The organism is Streptomyces sp. NPDC015032, assembly GCF_043080425.1.
In the GTDB taxonomy this organism is placed as follows: Bacteria; Actinomycetota; Actinomycetes; order Streptomycetales; family Streptomycetaceae; genus Streptomyces.
In genome coordinates, this window is the sequence record NZ_JBIBVN010000003.1 from 246,432 (window position 1) to 262,050 (window position 15,619).

At 69.3% G+C, this 15,619-nt stretch carries 15 protein-coding genes and 1 pseudogene; 7 read left to right on the forward strand and 9 right to left on the reverse strand.

Annotated features, from left to right (window positions below; genetic code table 11):
- Positions 1-9 precede the first annotated feature (9 nt).
- The 6 genes from ACF08M_RS06910 to ACF08M_RS06935 all read right to left on the reverse strand — a co-directional run bounded on the left by ACF08M_RS06910 (position 10) and on the right by ACF08M_RS06935 (position 5,785).
- Positions 10-792, reverse strand: a complete 783-nt coding sequence (locus ACF08M_RS06910; protein WP_392184189.1) for an SAM-dependent methyltransferase — start codon at positions 790-792, stop codon at positions 10-12.
- A gap of 265 nt (positions 793-1,057) precedes the next feature.
- The gene (locus ACF08M_RS06915; RefSeq protein WP_392184190.1) at positions 1,058-3,280 is read right to left on the reverse strand and encodes a WD40 repeat domain-containing protein; all 2,223 of its coding nucleotides are present in this window, start codon (positions 3,278-3,280) and stop codon (positions 1,058-1,060) included.
- A 455-nt stretch (positions 3,281-3,735) separates the two neighbouring features.
- Entirely contained in the window at positions 3,736-4,194 is a 459-nt protein-coding gene (locus tag ACF08M_RS06920; protein ID WP_392184191.1) for a CBS domain-containing protein, read from the reverse strand.
- Between the two features lie 203 nt (positions 4,195-4,397).
- Positions 4,398-4,697, reverse strand: a complete 300-nt coding sequence (locus ACF08M_RS06925) for a hypothetical protein (protein WP_392184192.1) — start codon at positions 4,695-4,697, stop codon at positions 4,398-4,400.
- 237 nt (positions 4,698-4,934) lie between these two features.
- Positions 4,935-5,402: a hypothetical protein gene (locus ACF08M_RS06930; RefSeq protein ID WP_392184193.1), complete on the reverse strand. Its 468-nt coding sequence runs from the start codon at positions 5,400-5,402 to the stop codon at positions 4,935-4,937.
- A 158-nt stretch (positions 5,403-5,560) separates the two neighbouring features.
- Positions 5,561-5,785, reverse strand: coding sequence for a hypothetical protein (locus tag ACF08M_RS06935; protein ID WP_392184194.1), 225 nt, complete (start codon positions 5,783-5,785; stop codon positions 5,561-5,563).
- A 227-nt stretch (positions 5,786-6,012) separates the two neighbouring features.
- Between ACF08M_RS06935 and ACF08M_RS06940 the strand changes: the two genes are divergently transcribed.
- Both ACF08M_RS06940 and ACF08M_RS06945 read left to right on the forward strand, forming a co-directional pair.
- Positions 6,013-6,216 carry a hypothetical protein gene (locus ACF08M_RS06940; RefSeq protein WP_392184195.1) on the forward strand — a complete coding sequence of 68 codons (204 nt, stop codon included), beginning with the start codon at positions 6,013-6,015 and terminating at the stop codon, positions 6,214-6,216.
- Between the two features lie 23 nt (positions 6,217-6,239).
- Positions 6,240-7,610 (forward strand): hypothetical protein, encoded by a 1,371-nt coding sequence (locus tag ACF08M_RS06945; protein ID WP_392184196.1) that lies wholly within the window; start codon positions 6,240-6,242, stop codon positions 7,608-7,610.
- 201 nt (positions 7,611-7,811) lie between these two features.
- On the opposite strand, the gene ACF08M_RS06950 is transcribed toward ACF08M_RS06945, so the two are convergent.
- Entirely contained in the window at positions 7,812-8,339 is a 528-nt protein-coding gene (locus tag ACF08M_RS06950) for a hypothetical protein (protein ID WP_392184197.1), read from the reverse strand.
- Positions 8,340-8,574: 235 nt separating this feature from the next.
- Between ACF08M_RS06950 and ACF08M_RS06955 the strand changes: the two are divergent.
- The 3 genes and pseudogenes from ACF08M_RS06955 to ACF08M_RS06965 all read left to right on the forward strand — a co-directional run.
- A pseudogene (locus ACF08M_RS06955) lies at positions 8,575-8,664 on the forward strand (ArsR family transcriptional regulator); the annotation flags it as partial.
- 356 nt (positions 8,665-9,020) lie between these two features.
- Complete coding sequence (locus tag ACF08M_RS06960) at positions 9,021-9,149, forward strand: hypothetical protein (RefSeq protein WP_392184495.1); 129 nt, start codon at positions 9,021-9,023, stop codon at positions 9,147-9,149.
- A gap of 3 nt (positions 9,150-9,152) precedes the next feature.
- Positions 9,153-10,049, forward strand: coding sequence for an SMI1/KNR4 family protein (locus tag ACF08M_RS06965; RefSeq protein ID WP_392184472.1), 897 nt, complete (start codon positions 9,153-9,155; stop codon positions 10,047-10,049).
- Positions 10,050-10,631: 582 nt separating this feature from the next.
- Here ACF08M_RS06965 and ACF08M_RS06970 read toward each other — a convergent pair.
- On the reverse strand, positions 10,632-11,105 hold the full coding sequence (locus tag ACF08M_RS06970; RefSeq protein WP_392184198.1) for a winged helix-turn-helix transcriptional regulator: 474 nt from the start codon (positions 11,103-11,105) through the stop codon (positions 10,632-10,634).
- A gap of 123 nt (positions 11,106-11,228) precedes the next feature.
- Between ACF08M_RS06970 and ACF08M_RS06975 the strand changes: the two genes are divergently transcribed.
- On the forward strand, positions 11,229-11,873 hold the full coding sequence (locus tag ACF08M_RS06975; protein WP_392184473.1) for a dihydrofolate reductase family protein: 645 nt from the start codon (positions 11,229-11,231) through the stop codon (positions 11,871-11,873).
- Between the two features lie 191 nt (positions 11,874-12,064).
- On the opposite strand, the gene ACF08M_RS06980 is transcribed toward ACF08M_RS06975, so the two are convergent.
- Complete coding sequence (locus ACF08M_RS06980; RefSeq protein WP_392184199.1) at positions 12,065-12,649, reverse strand: TerD family protein; 585 nt, start codon at positions 12,647-12,649, stop codon at positions 12,065-12,067.
- A gap of 433 nt (positions 12,650-13,082) precedes the next feature.
- On the opposite strand from ACF08M_RS06980, the gene ACF08M_RS06985 reads away from it, so the two are divergent.
- A complete protein-coding gene (locus ACF08M_RS06985) occupies positions 13,083-15,602 on the forward strand; it encodes a DUF4118 domain-containing protein (RefSeq protein ID WP_392184200.1) in 2,520 nt (839 codons plus the stop codon).
- Positions 15,603-15,619: the final 17 nt, after the last annotated feature.

The following is a 15,619-nucleotide window of genomic DNA, read 5'->3' on the forward strand; positions in this document are numbered from 1 at the left end:
GATTGCTTCCTACACCTTGCGGGCGACGAATCCCCACTGGTCAACCGGATCGAGAACCTCTTCGCCCGCTCGCCAGAGGGTGATCGAACCGAATCCGGGCTCGATCAACTCCATCCCCTCGGCGCTCGCGAGGATCTCCTCCGGCCGGCGTACCAGATACGGCGGAGTGTCGCCCGCGGCGTAAGCCTCCTGCGCGGCAAGTGTCTGCGGTGTGGAGATCGTGTCGCAGAGGACCAAATAGCTCCCTGCCACCGTGCCGGCCATGTACCGACGCATGAGTTCGATGCCGGCCCGGGGTTCGAGGTGCCCCAGCGTGGACAGCACCATGACGGCAACAGGGCGTGTCATGTCCAGGGTGCGCGCCGCTTCCCGGAGCACCCGCTCGGCTTCCAGCATGTCCGCGTGCACATAGTCCGTCATCCCGCCGGGCGAGCTCGTCAGCAGGGCACGGGCGTGCGTCAGAACCAGCGGATCGTTGTCGACGTACACGATGCGAGCCTTCGGCTCTATGCTCTGCGCGACCTCATGGGTGCTGTTCTGTACGGGGAGCCCGGTTCCGATGTCCAGGAACTGGGTTATTCCCGCTTCGGCCAGATACCGCACCGCACGCGCCTGAAAGGCCCGTGACGCCAGGGCGAGTTCACGGGTCTGGGGATAGCTCGCGATGACTTGGTCTCCCAGTTCCTGATCCACCGGGTAGTGGTCCTTGCCACCGATCCAGTAGTTCCAGACCCGGGCCGAGTGCGGAACAGGACTGTGGAGTTGGCGTGCTTTGTATGCCTCGTGGTTCATAACGCCCTCTTCTATCATGGTTGTTGACGGCGCGGATTCTTGAGGTGGCCTGTCAGGCGTGCGCGGGGTCCGCGCTTTCGTGAAGGTCGTGCGCGCTCCGGGCGGTCCGCTGTGCCGACTCAGGTGGACGAGCATGTCCTGCGGGGCCGCTCGTGGGCTGTTCGGCGACCTCCACGAGCCGTTGGGACAGCCGTCCCGCACAGTGGTGGAGTGCGAGCGAAGCGCCGGCCACGCACAGACGCGGAGCAGCGGCCCGGATGCCTGGTCACAGCACGGGCTGATCGGATCTTTCCGAGAGGTCTGCCCGGGGCAGCAGGGCCAGTTCGTCGGCGAAGCCGACCAGCAGTGCGCCGCCGTCGACGGGGGTCACGCTGTGTACCCGGTAGGGGAACCGCAGGGCACGGCCCATCCGCGTGCGGGTGTGCAGGTCCCAGGCGCGCACGGTGGCGTCGTCGCCGCCGGTGACGGCGACGGTCCGGTCGTCGAGCGCGGTGACGGCCAGGTCGGCGATCCGGCGGCGGTGGCCGTACAGCGGCTCGCCGCGCTCCTGGCCCGTCGCGAGGTCCCAGACCCTGGGGTGGGGGTCGTACCCGGCAGTGGTGACGGCGACGGGCGTACCGTCCACGAGGGCCGTCGCGACCCGCTCCACCGCGCGGGTGTGGCCGTGCATCGGCCGGCCGAGCGGGGCACGGTCGGCCAGGTCCCAGATCCGGACGGTGCGGTCGGCATGGCCGGTGACCAGGGTGGTGCGGCCGCCGGCCGAGATGGCCCCGAGCGCTCGTACGCCCCGGTCGTCCCCGGTGGCCAGGGGCGGTTCGGTCTCCTGCCGTGCGGCCAGGTCCCAGATCCGGACGGTTCCGGTCCGGGTGCCGGTCAGGACGAGGGTCCGGCCGTCGACGACGGCCGTCGCGAGGGCGGCCGGTTCCGTGTCCCGGCAGTCGAGCGGGGCCCCGCACGCCTCGCCGGTCTCCAGGTCGGCGATCCGTACGAGCCCGTCCCGGCCCGCCGTGAGCAGCAGGGTGCGCCCGTCCACGACGGCCGTGGCCATGCCCCCGGCCAGGACTGCGTCGGTGTGGCCGGGCAGGGGCCGGGTGGTGTGGGGACGATCGAGGTTCCAGAGATCGACCGTCCCGTCGTACCGGCCCGTGGCCACGATCCGGCGGCCGCCCACGGTCGCCATGGTCAGTGACGCGGCCTTCCGGCCCGGACCGTCGATGGCTTCGCCGCCGTGACGCCGTCCGGTGAGGTGCCATGTGCGCAACAGGCCGTCGGTGGCCCGGGCGACCACGAGGGGCCGTCCGTCCGAAATGGTGACCGCCACCTCGTTCACAGGCTGGTCGTGGCCGGTGAAGGCGTCGGCGAGCTGTGCGCCGGTGAGCAGGTCCCACACCCGGACGGTGTGGTCCCAGCCTCCGGTGACGGCGAGGACACGGCCGTCCACGCGGGCGGTGGCGACCGCGCAGACGCGGTGGCCGTGGCCGGTGAGCGGGGTGCCGAGCTGCGTGCCGGTGGCCAGGTCCCAGACACGGGCCGTGTGGTCCTCGCTCGCCGTGACGGCCAGGGCGCGGCCGTCCGCGTGGGTGGTGGCCACGGCCAGGACCGGAGCGGAGTGGCCGGTCAGCGGCCGGCCGACTGTGCGGCCGCTGAGCAGGTCCCGGACCAGGACGTGATGGTCGTGCTCTCCCGCGGTGACGGCGACCGCGCGGCCCGCCACCTGCGCCGTCGCCACAGCGGTCACCCAGCCCCGGTGCCCCCCGATGGGCTCGGCGACTTCCCGGCCCGTGGCCGGGTCCCAGACCCGGACCAGCCCGTCCCAGCCGCCGCTGACCAGGAGCGTCCGGCCGTCCGCCCGCGCGGCGGTCACCGTGGTGAGGCGGCCACGGGCCACGACGAGCGGCTCGCCCACCGGCTCGCCGGTGCTCAGGTCCCAGACCCGTACGGTGTCGTCGGGCCCCTGCCGGTCGGTGTTCCAGTGCCGGTCGCGCGCCTCGTGGCCGGTGAGGAGGAGTACCCGCCCGCCCGACTCGACCGACCCCACCACCCGGGCGTCCTGCGGGGCCTTGAACAGGTCCCTCGAGGTCCCGTCGAGCACGTCCAGGGCCCGTACCTCGCCGAACGGACCGGCATCCACGGCAACCAGGCGCCCGTTCCGCACGGCGAGCACCGCGTGCACGCCATCGCAGCGGATCACCCGGACGGTCCGCTCGTCGGCCCGCCGTCCCGTCGCCCAGCCCACCCGCCAGGGCGCGGTCGGCTCCCCGGGCGGTGCGGCCGAGGCGAACCGTGCGGCCAGGCCGGGCCACCCGAAGCGGGCCGCCTCCAGGGACAGCAGTTGGGCCCGGCTCACGCCTTCGGCCCGGCCGAGCCGCTGAGCCACCGAGCGGTACACGGCCGCCGTGCGCCGCTCGGCCTCGTCGGCCGGCGGCGGTGCCGTACGCAGTACTTCGCCCGGATCCGCGCCGACCAGGAAGGCCGTGTCGGTCCACATCAGCCGCTGTCCCCCCGTGTGTTCGAACCTGACGGTTGCGCCGCGCCCGGGCGGGATTGCGACCGGTCTCGGCGTCCACTGCGAGTACGGTACCGGCGCGCGTGACGACGCGGACAACTCCGTTGGCGTAGAAGGGATCGGCGCAGGGGGCCGCCCAGTCCCTGCCGCCACAGGACCACGCCGCCGCTCAGGCCAATTCGAACAGGCTGCGCCCGTACTTGGTGCCGACGAGCCACCCGGGACGCTCCGGTCCCGTGCGCCGAGCCCGAACTGCGCCCGCACGGCCAGGACTTCGCCGGGCTGCGGCAGGACCCGTACATGGCGCAGCCCTACGTCGCCGTACAGCCGGGGCCTCGGCCGTACGGCGGCATCCCGGCAGATCGCCTCGACGGGCATGGGCAACGTCTCGCGCCCCACCCGGCCGAAGCCTGTCGCCCAGGGGTCGAGGAGACGCCTCAGCCGGGGGACTGACCCGACATGCCGGCACCCGCGTATACGCGGCTCGCGAACTCGGCGATCTGTTCGTCGCTCAGATTCTTCGCGAGGTTGGCCTCCGTGATCATGCCGACCAGGCGGTGGCCGCCCTGGACGTCGATCACCGGCAGCCGCTTGATCTGGTGTTCCTCCATGGTCGTCAGAACAGCGGTGGCGTCCGCCTCGGCATCGATCCAGTGCACCTTGGCGTTGAGCGATCCGGCCTGCACGGTTGCCGGATCGACTCCCTCGGCGCAGCATTTGACGACGATGTCACGGTCGGTGATCAAGCCTGTGAGCTTGTTGTTGTCGCCGCAGATGGGCAGGCAACCGACGCCCAGATCGCGCATCATCTTCGCCACGTCGAACAGAGACTGGTGCGCACCGACGCACTGCACGCCACCGGACATGATGTCTCGCGCTCGCAGCTTCTCAGCCATGATGTCCTCCCGTTCTCGATAGCGTTGTGCCCTCCGTCATCGATCACAACACGAATGGCTCAGTACCGCTCCCCGGAGGCGTCGGCAGGACAGCTGACCCGTGGCCCCCTGCGATCGCGCACGGATGCAGCTGCTCGTACAATGCCTCCGGTGTCTTCGGCCCGCCGACTCCACGGTGCCGTCAGCATGCGGAGCGGTGAACGCTACGTCTCCAGGTGACTGAATCCCACCTCGAAGCGCTCGACCGAGACAACCCGTTGGCCTTCCCTGTGCGCGACTTCCTCGCGGAGCCGGGTTGTCCTTCCCTCGCCGGCCTGCATGGTCTGCTCGTCATCCCACAAGGTCAGCGTTTTTGCCTTCCCGGAGGCTCGGTCGATGAGGTAGTACACGCCCCGGAAGCCGGGAACCTCCTGGACCTTCTGGAGAGTTGCCTCCCAGTTCGCGGTCAGGTCTCCCTGCGCGGGAACCGGTGATCCCTCATAGGTGCTCAGCCTCGCGAACATCGCTGTCACCCCTTCCTCGGGGCTGCCGGTCGGGGACGGGCAGCCCCAAGTTCAGAGTGCTCCGGCATGACGTACGACGCATACCGAGCGGCCGTTCCGTCCGGCCGTCGGCTCGGTGGGGCCGGTCCGACGGCGCCAGTCGCGCGCCGGGCGGCCAACTGGTGGTGGCGCGCCGAACGCCAATGCCTCCTCTACGGAGATCCGCGGGCCGGCGCAGCGGCGTGTCCGAGCCGGCGGTCAGGCGGTTTGTGCGCTGCGGACGTACGGCGCGAACAGCAGCGACCAGTTGCCGACCGTGGTCCGGGCTTGTACCGGCCGCAGCTCCCCGTCCTCGTCATCGGGGTCCTCCGCTGCCGCGTCGAGAAGGTAGAGCAGGTGCCCGTGTGCGGGGCTGGCGTCCCCTGCTTCCAGCGATCGCGTGGTGAAGGTGCGCTGCTCGTCAAACTGCACCAGATCCGAGTTTTCCACGGCGGCCCGGACGAGGTGGGTCCAGTAGTCCTCGTTGTGGGCACCTGTGCGCTGGCGCATGTGCCGTGCGGCGTACCGCGCCATGGCTCCTGCGTCGCCGATCAAGGGGGAGAGCACCTGGTCGGAGGTGAAATCGAAACCGAACCACAGGCGGCGGTCGTCGAGGACCAGCGACTCGATACCGCCGATGACGCCGATGCGGCCGGGCAGCCCGTGCGCCGGATCCGGATCTGCCACGTCTTCTCCCGGTGTGCCGCCTGATATTCCGTTGTCTGCCATGGTGGGCCCTCTTCCGTGGTCGCGTTCCGGCTGCTGCCGGAGTGTCTACCGCAGCGCACTGACATCGAGTACACGGTCCATGAGCCGGAGTTCCGCGGTCTTGCTGCGGGTCCGGTTCAGTCATGGGCGATCGCTGCCAGGGCGACGGTTCGTCGGAGTCCGCAGCCGATGGCGTCATGGACGGCAGGTGTGGTCTGTTGTCGCCGGTCGTCAGGGACGGCGTCGACAGCGCACATCGCGCCTCGTTTGCGTTTCCACTGGATGCGGAACCCCGGAATGGCGAAACCGTCGCGCATGTGTACGAGCCAAGTTCTGGCCTGCGCCATTGGCGTGATCGGCATTCTCCCGCCCCGCCCCGGCGGGGAGCCGGTGATGGACCTGGCGTGAGACGGCCGCCCCCAGCTGCGCCTTTGTCTGTCACCTGTCCATCCACGGCACTCGCCGGTCGAACACCTGATCGCGCCCACTTCGATGCCGGAGGGACTCATTTCGCTTGTCAAAATCACCTCGTCAAGCTTCATGCGTGTGGGTGATACACATAGGGTCGCCGATCCCTCACTCTTTTCACATGGTCACCTACCTGCAAGAGACGCGCCCCCTGACCCCCGACACCGAGATGATCGCGGAGATCGAAGAAATCTTCACCGACGCCTTCATCGCCCCCAGCGCCTGCCGGATCCAAGGAGAAGGCTGCACCGGATCCATCGGCTGCTGCCCCGGACTCGTGTGTGTGTCCACCAACGGCTACAGCGGCTTCTGCCAGCAGCCGTAGTCATGTTGCAACCAGGAGTGGTCGTGGCTGAGCTGGGCAGCGGCGGGGTCCTGCTGGACACCGGCAGGCCCGCCGCGGCCTATCTCAGTCCGACCGCTCTCGGCTGGCTCCGCGGTCGGTCCCCCGCCGTCGAACACCACGCCCAGCACACCCACTGCTTCACCCAGTGGCGGGCCGCCGGCCTCATCGCATCAGACACCGAATCCGCCGAACCCGCGGTGCACGGCGACCTGCTGGCGCAGGCCACCGACTGCGCCCGGCTGACGCCACACCCGGTGCTCGTAGTGGCGATGGCCGCAACCTGTAGCTTCTGCACCCAGCTGACCGCCGATCTCACGGCGAACGCTCCGAGCCTGAAGCGCCTCGATGCCTCCGTGCTCCTGGTCGACGGCGACGACACCAGCCTGTTCGGCCGGCTTCTGGCCGAACCCGCACGCCAGCTCCTGACCAGCCTCGGCCAACGCGCGGCGCACCAGGGCACGCCCACCGCCGTGCTCCTGGCGCCCGGCCGGCCACCCCGGGTACTCACCGGTTTCAACGAGGTCAGCCACGCCCTGGTCGGGCTCAGCGGCGCCGACCCGCAGGCCACCGTCGTCGAGGCGCCCACCAGTTGTTCGGTGAACGTCGCTGCCCAGCCTGTCGACGCCGTCCTCACCGCCCGGATCAACGGCACCCGTCTGGGTATCGCGGTACGCGGTCACGAATCCCTCCAGATCGCCGAAACCGCCACCGGCGGTCTCTGCGACACCGGCTACACGCCCGTCACCCTCACCGTTGAACGTCCCAGTACCTTCTACCTCCTCTTCCGCGGCGGCGAACTCCTCACGCGGGCCCGCACCCCCGTCGCCCTGCAGCAGAGCCTCGCTGCCGTCCTCGCCGGCTACGCACGCCACGCGTCGCCAGAGCGGGGCATGATCCCGCTGCTGTGCGGGGCCGCCGTGCACGCCGGTGGGCATGCTGTTCTCTTTCCCCGCACCTGGATGTCAGACTTCGTCAAACGCGCCCGGCAGCTGGACCGGGCCGGCTGGCGGTTACCGCCCGAGCCCTACACCACACTGCGGTCCGCCCCCGCCACCGGCGTCCTCCACCTGCCCGATCCGGCCCGGCCCGGGCAACCCGGCCCGGCGGTCACCGCGGTCCTGACCGAACCGCCCCACGCCGGTTCCCCACCCACACGAGCCTGGCTGCTGGCATCCATCGTCAACTGGATCGCCCGCCCCGCCACCACCGACGCCATTCACACACTGGCCACATCTCTGGAACCCCTGCCCGTCCACACCGGCACCTGGCGAGAAGCCCTCACCCACCTGACACACACCCACACCCCCGAAGAGGACCCGCACAGCAGGTACAACCCCTTTGGCAGCCCGGGAGCGGGTACTGCCGCGGAGTAGGCCGATGCCCCGGCCCGGGGAGAGGGAAGGAAGAGCATCTCTTCCCCCCCCGAGGGGGAAGAGGTGTCAGCCGCGCTGTTCGCCGACCCGCACCCGCTGACCGGCAGTGAAACATCTCAGCGCATTCACCGCCGGCACCCGTTGAGCAAATCGCCGGGCAATCCACTGCGCACCTTGCAGGGGCATCAGTTGGGACAGCCCTTAGCCCACCCACCCCAGCAACAGTTCCTCCCGCTCCGTCCCCCGAGGCGACCCTCCCTCCCACGTACGGCCCCACTCCGACATCGCCGCCAGCGTCGTCGACATCGTCGCGGCGCCCTCCGTGAGGTGGGACAGGAGGGCGCGGGAGAGGTCGACCTCGGTCTGGGGGTAGCCGACGGCCGCGGCGACGTAGGCCGCCAACTCATGGTCGCCGTCGGAAGATTCCACGCGCACCGTCATCAACGCCGGAGCCTCGTCCACCCGGCCTGGGCCCATGGGAAGAGCCAGGTTCATTAGCGTGCCCAGAGCCAGGTCCTTGACCGCGCCGATCTGCCGCTTCAGGGATTTCACCGGGACGTCCACCACCGTCAGGGAGTTGATGTCCTCCCACAGGCAGAGGCCGGACTGTCTGTCGCCGAGGGCCACCACGCCCTCGGGGGTCAGCCGCACCCCGGGAGCCAGACCAGACGGCTTCGCGCCCACGTACACGTCGCCCTCGGCGATCCAGAACAGGCCCACCATGGCCATGAATTGCTCACTTCTTTCGACGACGGCGCCGTGATCTTGTCACACATCAAACGATCAGATCGTCCTCTGTAATGCGAGAAGGAGCCGGAGGAGTTCCCGTTTCCCGGCCTCGTGCACGCGGCCCGAACCATCAAGGGGTGTCTCTCCGATCTTCGTATTCCGTCCGGGGAGGCGGCTCTTGCGGCGGTGGATGTGCAGCCGGAGGCCCCGGAGCTCCTCCAGCGCCTCCTCGCCACACGGTCCGGGGCTGTCCCGCCAGGCGATCAGCCGACATCTGGCCGTACTGGAATCCGCGGGTCTGGTCCTTCTGCGACGCCAGGGCCGCGATCGAGTGGCCCCTTGGCCTGTTCCTGCGGAATGGTGCTCGCATCCGGCTTTACGGCCGAGGGGGATCTCCAACGGCATGAGCTCGCCCCTGGCGGTGTCCGCTACGACGTCGGGACGCACCCGCCCCTCACGACGGATTCGCGTCCTGGCTGGTGCCGTGACCGTATGGGTATGCGGCGTTGGAGTTCGTGGTGCTCCCGGAACGGGTTTCGCAGTCGTCCCGAGCGGATGGTGCAGGCGAGTTGGTGCAGGCCGCGGTGGGGACGGCACGTATCCCGTATCGGATTCGGGGCCGGTCCCCAGCGAGGCACGGGGCCTCATAGGATTGCCGGAGAATATTCAAAGGAGGACGTGGTGGGGCACTTCGAGGGCTTCGACGGCGCCGGATTCTGGGAGGATTCGTCGTACGCGCTGGAGAACTATGTCGAGACCCCGCCGTCGCCGGAACTGATCGCCTCGCTGGAGGAGGAACTCGGCGGATAGCGTCTGCCCGGCTCCTACATCGCTCTGGTGCGCGCGCAGAACGGCGGCATCCCGACCCGGAACTGCTTTCCCATGGCCGAGCCGACGTCCTGGGCCGAGGACCACATCGCTATCACCGGGATCCTGGGCATCGGACGGACGAAGCCGAACTCACTCGGTGGCGAATTCGGCAGCCGGTTCTGGATCGACATGTGGGAATATCCCGACATCGGCGTCTACTTCGCCGACATGCCCTCGGCGGGCCACGACATGCTGGCCCTCGACTACCGAGCCTGCGGCAAGGACGGCGAGCCGTCGGTGGTGCATGTTGATCAGGAGGCCGACTTCGCGATCACCCTCGTCGCGGAGAACTTCGAGGCGTTCATCGAGGGCCTGGTCGACGAATCCGCCTACGACACGTCGGAGGAAGACCGGCTCGCCGCCCTGGACACGGTGCGCGAGGGCAGCTTCTCGCCCGTCCTGCTACGGGCCTTCCGCGAAGTCGCGGACCTCCTGCCCGATGTGGACGGGCTGATGAGGGGGCTTGCTGAGGCCGTCGTGCGGGAGAAGGGGTTCTTCGCCCTGCACGCCGACGCACGGTCGATGCTGATGTACGACTACCTGTTCTGGCTGTTCACGAGTGGCAACCAGGTCGATTCCTTCGAGCGTTACATCAGGGCATCGCAGTCGCAGGAGCGCTCCTACGCACAGCCGGACTACGAGCTCATGATCGTCTTCTGCCTGGTGTCCGACCCGTTCGGCTTCTGCACCGGCGGATACGCCCCCGGCTTCCTGGAAGACTGGTGGACCTCGCGCGTCGCGGCGGGCGGCATCGTCGAGTCGGCCGCCGGGTACCGGATGACCGAGACTGCCGTTGCCGTGCTGCTCAAGGAACTCGCGGCCGCGGCCGGCGAGCGGTAGCCGCACGCAGCCGGCTCGGAACTCCGGCGTATGTTCTGCGCCGCCGTCCATGCCGTCGACCGCCGGCTGCGGCAACGTCACCGTCCACGATGCGGCCTCCCTGTGGAACCTCCTCGGGATCGACGACGCCGGGTACGTATGGGGGACGAAGCCCGGCACGGCCGGCTGAGATCCGTCTTCGGAGACCGTCTCCCCACGACGAGCTGCTCAGCTACTCAAATCCCCCCGACTGGTGGCCGACCGGTGTGCGGCAGGACGGCGAACAGGTCGGGCTGGCGGTACCGACTCGGGGCGCGAACGGCTTCGTCATCGCCTGCATCGGGGTCACGGAAGGCCATCGCGGCCGCGGCCAGGTCGGCGACCTGCTCGGGAAGGAACCCGTCTGCCGGCCGAGCAGAGCGCCGAACGCATTGCCGCGGACACGGATCCGGGCAACGACCCCAGGGCGCGAGTGATCGAGCGTGCCGGGAGCGAGAACTTCGCCCAGCGCATCGGCACGGGCTGGGAACGAGGTTGAGGCAGTGCTCTCACACGGGTTCTGCGTGCAGTGATCGACCCGGGGGCTCATCGGCGGCGCGCGGACTATCCAGCTGCATCCTGCCCGCGCTCGGCAACGGCTTCGTGATACGCGGCGGTCAGTTCCGCAAGCACCCCATCCGCAGGAAGCGGCGCGCCGGCCAGGTGAGTGGCGCGGAGTTCGGCCATGAATCGCTGCCACAGCGGGGGGCCGCCCGCGGCCAGCAGTTCGGCTCGCACAGTCAGTTCCGGCGTCGTATCCAGCCAGCAGGCACCCCACGCGCCCAGCTGGGCCATCACCGGGACGAGCTGGATCGCCGCCTCGGTGAGATGGTATTCGACCTTCTGGCGGTGGCTCGGGTCGTCGTCGCGGGTGAGCAGGCCTGCGGCGACGAGTTTCGCGAGGCGACCGGCCAGGATGTTCGACGCGATGCCCTCGATGGACTCGGTGAGCAGCTCGCGGAAGTGGGTGCTTCCGCCGAACATGATGTCGCGCAGGACGATCAGGCTCCACCGGTCTCCGAGGAGCTCGATCGTCATATTGATCGGACAGCCGGACCGGCCCGGAGACACGGGGAGCTTGTCGTGGGGAACTGGTTGCATCATGAGATCACTCTAGGTAGGTTACTGACCGATTGCATATTGCAACCAGAAGGGGTTTCGGTGACACAGCTGGTCCGCGTTCAGAACTTCAATCTGTCCAGCGATGGTTACGGTTCCGGGGAGGGGCAAAGCCTTGAACGCCCGTTCGGCAACGTCGATCCAGGTCCGTTCTTCTCCTGGTCGGGCGCCACCGCTCACTGCCCCACCCGGACCGAACCCGGTGGAACCTACGGCCTCGACGACTACCTCACTCGTGACTTCACCAACAACATCGGCGCCGAGATCATGGGGCGCAACAAATTCGGTCCGCAGCGAGGGCCGTGGGAGAACTACGACTGGCAGGGGTGGTGGGGGGACGAACCTCCGTTCCACACGCCGGTGTTCGTCCTCACTCATCATGAACGACCCTCGATCACTCTGGGCGACACCACGTTCCATTTCCTCGACGCGTCTGCGAAGGATGCGCTGGCGAGGGCATTCGACGCCGCCGAGGGCAAGGACGTACGAATCGGCGGCGGTGTTGCCACGGTCCGGGAGTTCCTCGACGCCGATCTCATCGACACGATGCATATCGCCGTCGCGCCGGTCGAGATCGGCCGCGGCGAGAGGCTGTGGACGAGTCCCGACGAGCTTGTCGACCGCTTTCATCTGGAGCAGATCCCGAGCCCGAGTGGGGTGGTGCATCACTTCTTCTGGCGCCGGTGACCGGCAGAGCGCGCCGACGTGTCTGCGTGTGCGAAGTGACGTAGGTTCAGGCCCTGACCGGTGTCGGAAATCCGGCACTCGGGTCCGGTGGGCCGGCCATGTGCCGGATCGACCGGCAAAGGACGCCCCGCGCGAGACCGCCCGGCGGTCCACCGAGCAGACGTGGACGCGGCCGGGCTGGTCAATGCCTGCTACTTGCTGACGGCGAAGCGCATCAGGGCATGCTCATTGCCCTGCTTGATCTTCCCCGCCGTATTGATCACTTCGAGCTTCCAGCTGTCGCCGACGCGCACGGCCTTGGCCACGGCGCAGCCGTTGTCCTGGGTGAGCAGGCTCGGCCAGATGTCGGCGACCTGCTGGGAGCTTCCCCCGGTCGCGTCGTACACCTTGAAGCTGATATTGCGCGCCTTCTGGAAAGAACTGCCCTTCTTGTAGGCGGCGGCGACGAACACTATCGAGGTGATATTGGGTGGTATCCGCGCGAACTCGACCGTCACCGTCTCGTCGTCGCCGTCGCCGCGCCCGGTCTGGTTGTCGCCGCTGTGAACCAAGGAGCCGTTCCCCATGGGATCGAGGGAATCGAGTCCCGCCAGGCGCACCGGGTCCCCGCCCTGCATCGCGATGGCGATCAGGTCGAGGTCGGTACCGGACTTGCGGCGGAGCATTCCCATCACCCCGCCGCTGCTGCCGGCGGTCGGATCCCAGGACACTCCGATGGACAGATGGGTCACCCCGTCCAGATCAGCCGGGCCGTCTTCCTTCTTGAGCGTAATCATGCGTGAATCATCCTCTTGACGACGGGAATGTGACACACAGAGTGTGCCTGGGGCCTTCGGAGTCCTGCACGCCTGGTCCGACGGTTGCGGATTCGTCCCATTTCTCCATGGGCAGGTGCGCGGCTCCGCCGCTGCGGCGAAACGCGTCCCCGCGGCACAGGACTGCCCTCCGGCGTCTCCAGAGCCCGCTCCGCCGCGCCTCGGCGAGGGGTTCGCTGATCCAGCGGCCCTCGAAGTGATCGCCGGTGATCCAGGTGATGACCGGGCACTTGGCCGTGACGACCGAGCGAGGGCCGAGCGTCACATCACCCCGGGCACGGGCGACGGGGTCGAGGTGCCCCTGGCCGGTGTCGTCGGGTGGAACGGTTATGAGGGGCGCACCATGGAAGGGCGCGAGCACACGCCATGGGGTGATCTGGGCAGGAGTCCGCCGGTGGCACGTGGACGGTTGCGGATCTACCTCGGGGCCGCCCCCGGGGTCGGGAAGACGTACGCCATGCTCGCCGAGGGGCAGCGGCTGCGTTCAGGGGGTGCGGACGTGGTCGTCGGCTTTGTCGAGCCGCATGGACGCCGGCCCACCGCGGCCATGGCCGAGGGCCTGGAGACGATGGACCGCCGTACGCTGAGGCACCGCGGCGCGCTCTTCACCGAGATGGATCTCGACGCGGTGCTGGCCCGTCGTCCCCAGGTCGCCCTGGTCGACGAGCTGGCCCACTCCAACGTTCCGGGGGCCCGCAACGCCAAGCGGTGGCAGGACGTGGAGGAACTCCTGGCCGCCGGCGTCGATGTTGTCACCACGCTCAATGTCCAGCATCTGGAATCCCTCAACGACGTGGTACGGCAGATCACGGGTGTCACACAACGGGAGACCCTGCCCGACGAGGTGGCTCGCCGGGCGGACCAGATCGAACTCGTCGACCTGCCACCGGAGGTGCTCCGCCGCCGCATGGTCCATGGCGACATCTATCCGCCGGACCGCATCGAGTCCGCACTCACTCATTACTTCCGAGTCGGTAACCTCACCGCCCTGCGCGAGATCGCCCTGCTGTGGCTCGCCGACCGGGTGGAGGAGGGGCTGCAGCGCTACCGCGCGGAACACGGCATCGTCGCTCCCTGGGAGACCCGGGAGCGCATCCTGGTGTCCCTGAGCGGCGGGCCGGAGGGCGAGACCCTCATCCGTCGTGCCGCGCGGATCAGCACTCGTACCCCCGGCACCGAGTTGCTGGCCCTCCACGTGGTTCCGGAGGACGGGCTCCCCGGTCTCGACCCGACGGTGCTGGAGGCCCAGCGCACCCTTCTGGAGTCGCTCGGCGGCAGCTACCACCAGACCACGGGCGAGGACGTCGTCGATGCCCTGCTCCAGTTCGCCGAGGCGGAGAACGTCACTCAGATCGTGCTGGGCGCGAGCCGGCACGGCCGTCTCGCCTCCCTGCTGAGAGCAGGTGTGGGAGAGCGGACGATCAGAGGATCCGGTCCCATGGACGTGCACATCGTCACCCATGAGGAGGCGGCAGGCACTCCTGCGCTGAGGCTTCCTCGTCCGAGCCGTGGCACGGGCCCAAGACGGTACTGGTCCGCGCTGGCCGGCGCCGTGCTGCTGCTGCCCGTGCTGACGGTGCTGCTGACCGCGCCGGGTGTCCGTCTCGGCCTCTCCAGCGACCTCGTGATCTATCTGCTCGCGGTCGTCGTGGTCGCCCTGGTCGGCGGGGTCTACCCCGCACTGTTCGCCGCCGTCGCGGGAGCACTGCTGGTCGACTACTACTTCACCGCACCGGTACACACGCTGGCCATCGAGCGCCCCGACGAGATCACCGCGCTCGTGGTCTTCGTCGCCACGGCCGTTCTCGTCGGCACGGCGGCCGGAACGGCAGCGCGGCGTACGCATCAGGCCGTACGCGCGACGTCGGAGGCGAGGGCCTTGAGCCGCCTGGCCGCCGCCATGCTGCGTGGCCAGGATCTGACGGCACTGGTGGAGCAGATCCGGGAGAACTTCGGCCTCCATGCGGTCAGCCTGCTCGAAAGGGATCCGGAAGCATCCCCCGTGCCCCGCTGGTACGTGGTCGCCAGCGCGGGGGAGCGGCCGCCGGAAAAGCCCTACGAGGCGGATGTGGAGAGCCCCGTCGACGACGACCTCACCCTGGTCGCACGCGGCTCGGGACTGAGCACGGAGGACCAGCGCGTCCTCGCCGCATGCGCCGCCGAACTGGGGCTGGCCCATGCCCGGGAGCGGATTGCCGGGTGCTCCGGCGGTACGGACACCTTCGCCGACGCCGAACGCACCCGGGCATCCCTGCTTCTCGCGGCAGGCCGCGATCTGCGTACCCCGCTGAACACCGCCGAAGCGGCGCTCGTGCGCTTGCGGCGTCGACGCGCCGGGGCGCCCGAACCGCAGGAGGAGCAGTTGTTGGACACGGCCCGCGCGGCGGTGCGCCGTGCGGCGCAATTGGTCACCGATCTCGACGATGTGAGTCGGTTGCACGCCGGGGCACTCGCCCTGTACCTCCGCCCGGTCGACCTCAACGAAGCGCTGGGCGCTGCTCTGGACGACCTCGGGCCCGGCGGTCACTCGATCGTTCTGCGCATGCCGGAACGGCTGCCCGATGTGATCGCCGACGCCGCTCTCCTCACCCGGGCCCTGACCGCCCTGGCGGCCGACGCATTGCGGCACAGCCCGCCGGACCGGCCCCCCGTCTTCACCGCCGAGGTCCGGGCCGGCCGGGTGACGATTCTGGTGGCGGACGGCATGTCCGACCGGGATCCGGAAGTGGACACCGGAACCTCCCGGTCTCCGGGTGCCAGGGCGGGCGGCCTGTCCCTGCGGCTGTCGCGCGACTTGGCCGAGGCCATGGACGGGACCCTGGAGACGACCGCCGAGGGGCCCGCCTTCTCGGTGATGCTCACCCTTCCGGGTGCCGCATCCGGCGGCAGCGAGGCATCCGGCGGCGCGGGGTGAATCCGCGCACTGCGCCG

What these genes read in the sequence shown, in the direction of transcription:
- ACF08M_RS06920 (WP_392184191.1), bottom strand. Translation starts at nt 4,194, where the DNA reads ATGGCTGAGAAGCTGCGAGCGCGAGACATCATGTCCGGTGGCGTGCAG.
- ACF08M_RS06935 (WP_392184194.1), bottom strand. Translation starts at nt 5,785, where the DNA reads ATGCCGATCACGCCAATGGCGCAGGCCAGAACTTGGCTCGTACACATG.
- ACF08M_RS06940 (WP_392184195.1), top strand. Translation starts at nt 6,013, where the DNA reads ATGGTCACCTACCTGCAAGAGACGCGCCCCCTGACCCCCGACACCGAG.
- ACF08M_RS06925 (WP_392184192.1), bottom strand. Translation starts at nt 4,697, where the DNA reads ATGTTCGCGAGGCTGAGCACCTATGAGGGATCACCGGTTCCCGCGCAG.
- ACF08M_RS06910 (WP_392184189.1), bottom strand. Translation starts at nt 792, where the DNA reads ATGAACCACGAGGCATACAAAGCACGCCAACTCCACAGTCCTGTTCCG.
- ACF08M_RS06915 (WP_392184190.1), bottom strand. Translation starts at nt 3,280, where the DNA reads ATGTGGACCGACACGGCCTTCCTGGTCGGCGCGGATCCGGGCGAAGTA.
- ACF08M_RS06950 (WP_392184197.1), bottom strand. Translation starts at nt 8,339, where the DNA reads ATGGCCATGGTGGGCCTGTTCTGGATCGCCGAGGGCGACGTGTACGTG.
- ACF08M_RS06970 (WP_392184198.1), bottom strand. Translation starts at nt 11,105, where the DNA reads ATGACGATCGAGCTCCTCGGAGACCGGTGGAGCCTGATCGTCCTGCGC.
- ACF08M_RS06980 (WP_392184199.1), bottom strand. Translation starts at nt 12,649, where the DNA reads ATGATTACGCTCAAGAAGGAAGACGGCCCGGCTGATCTGGACGGGGTG.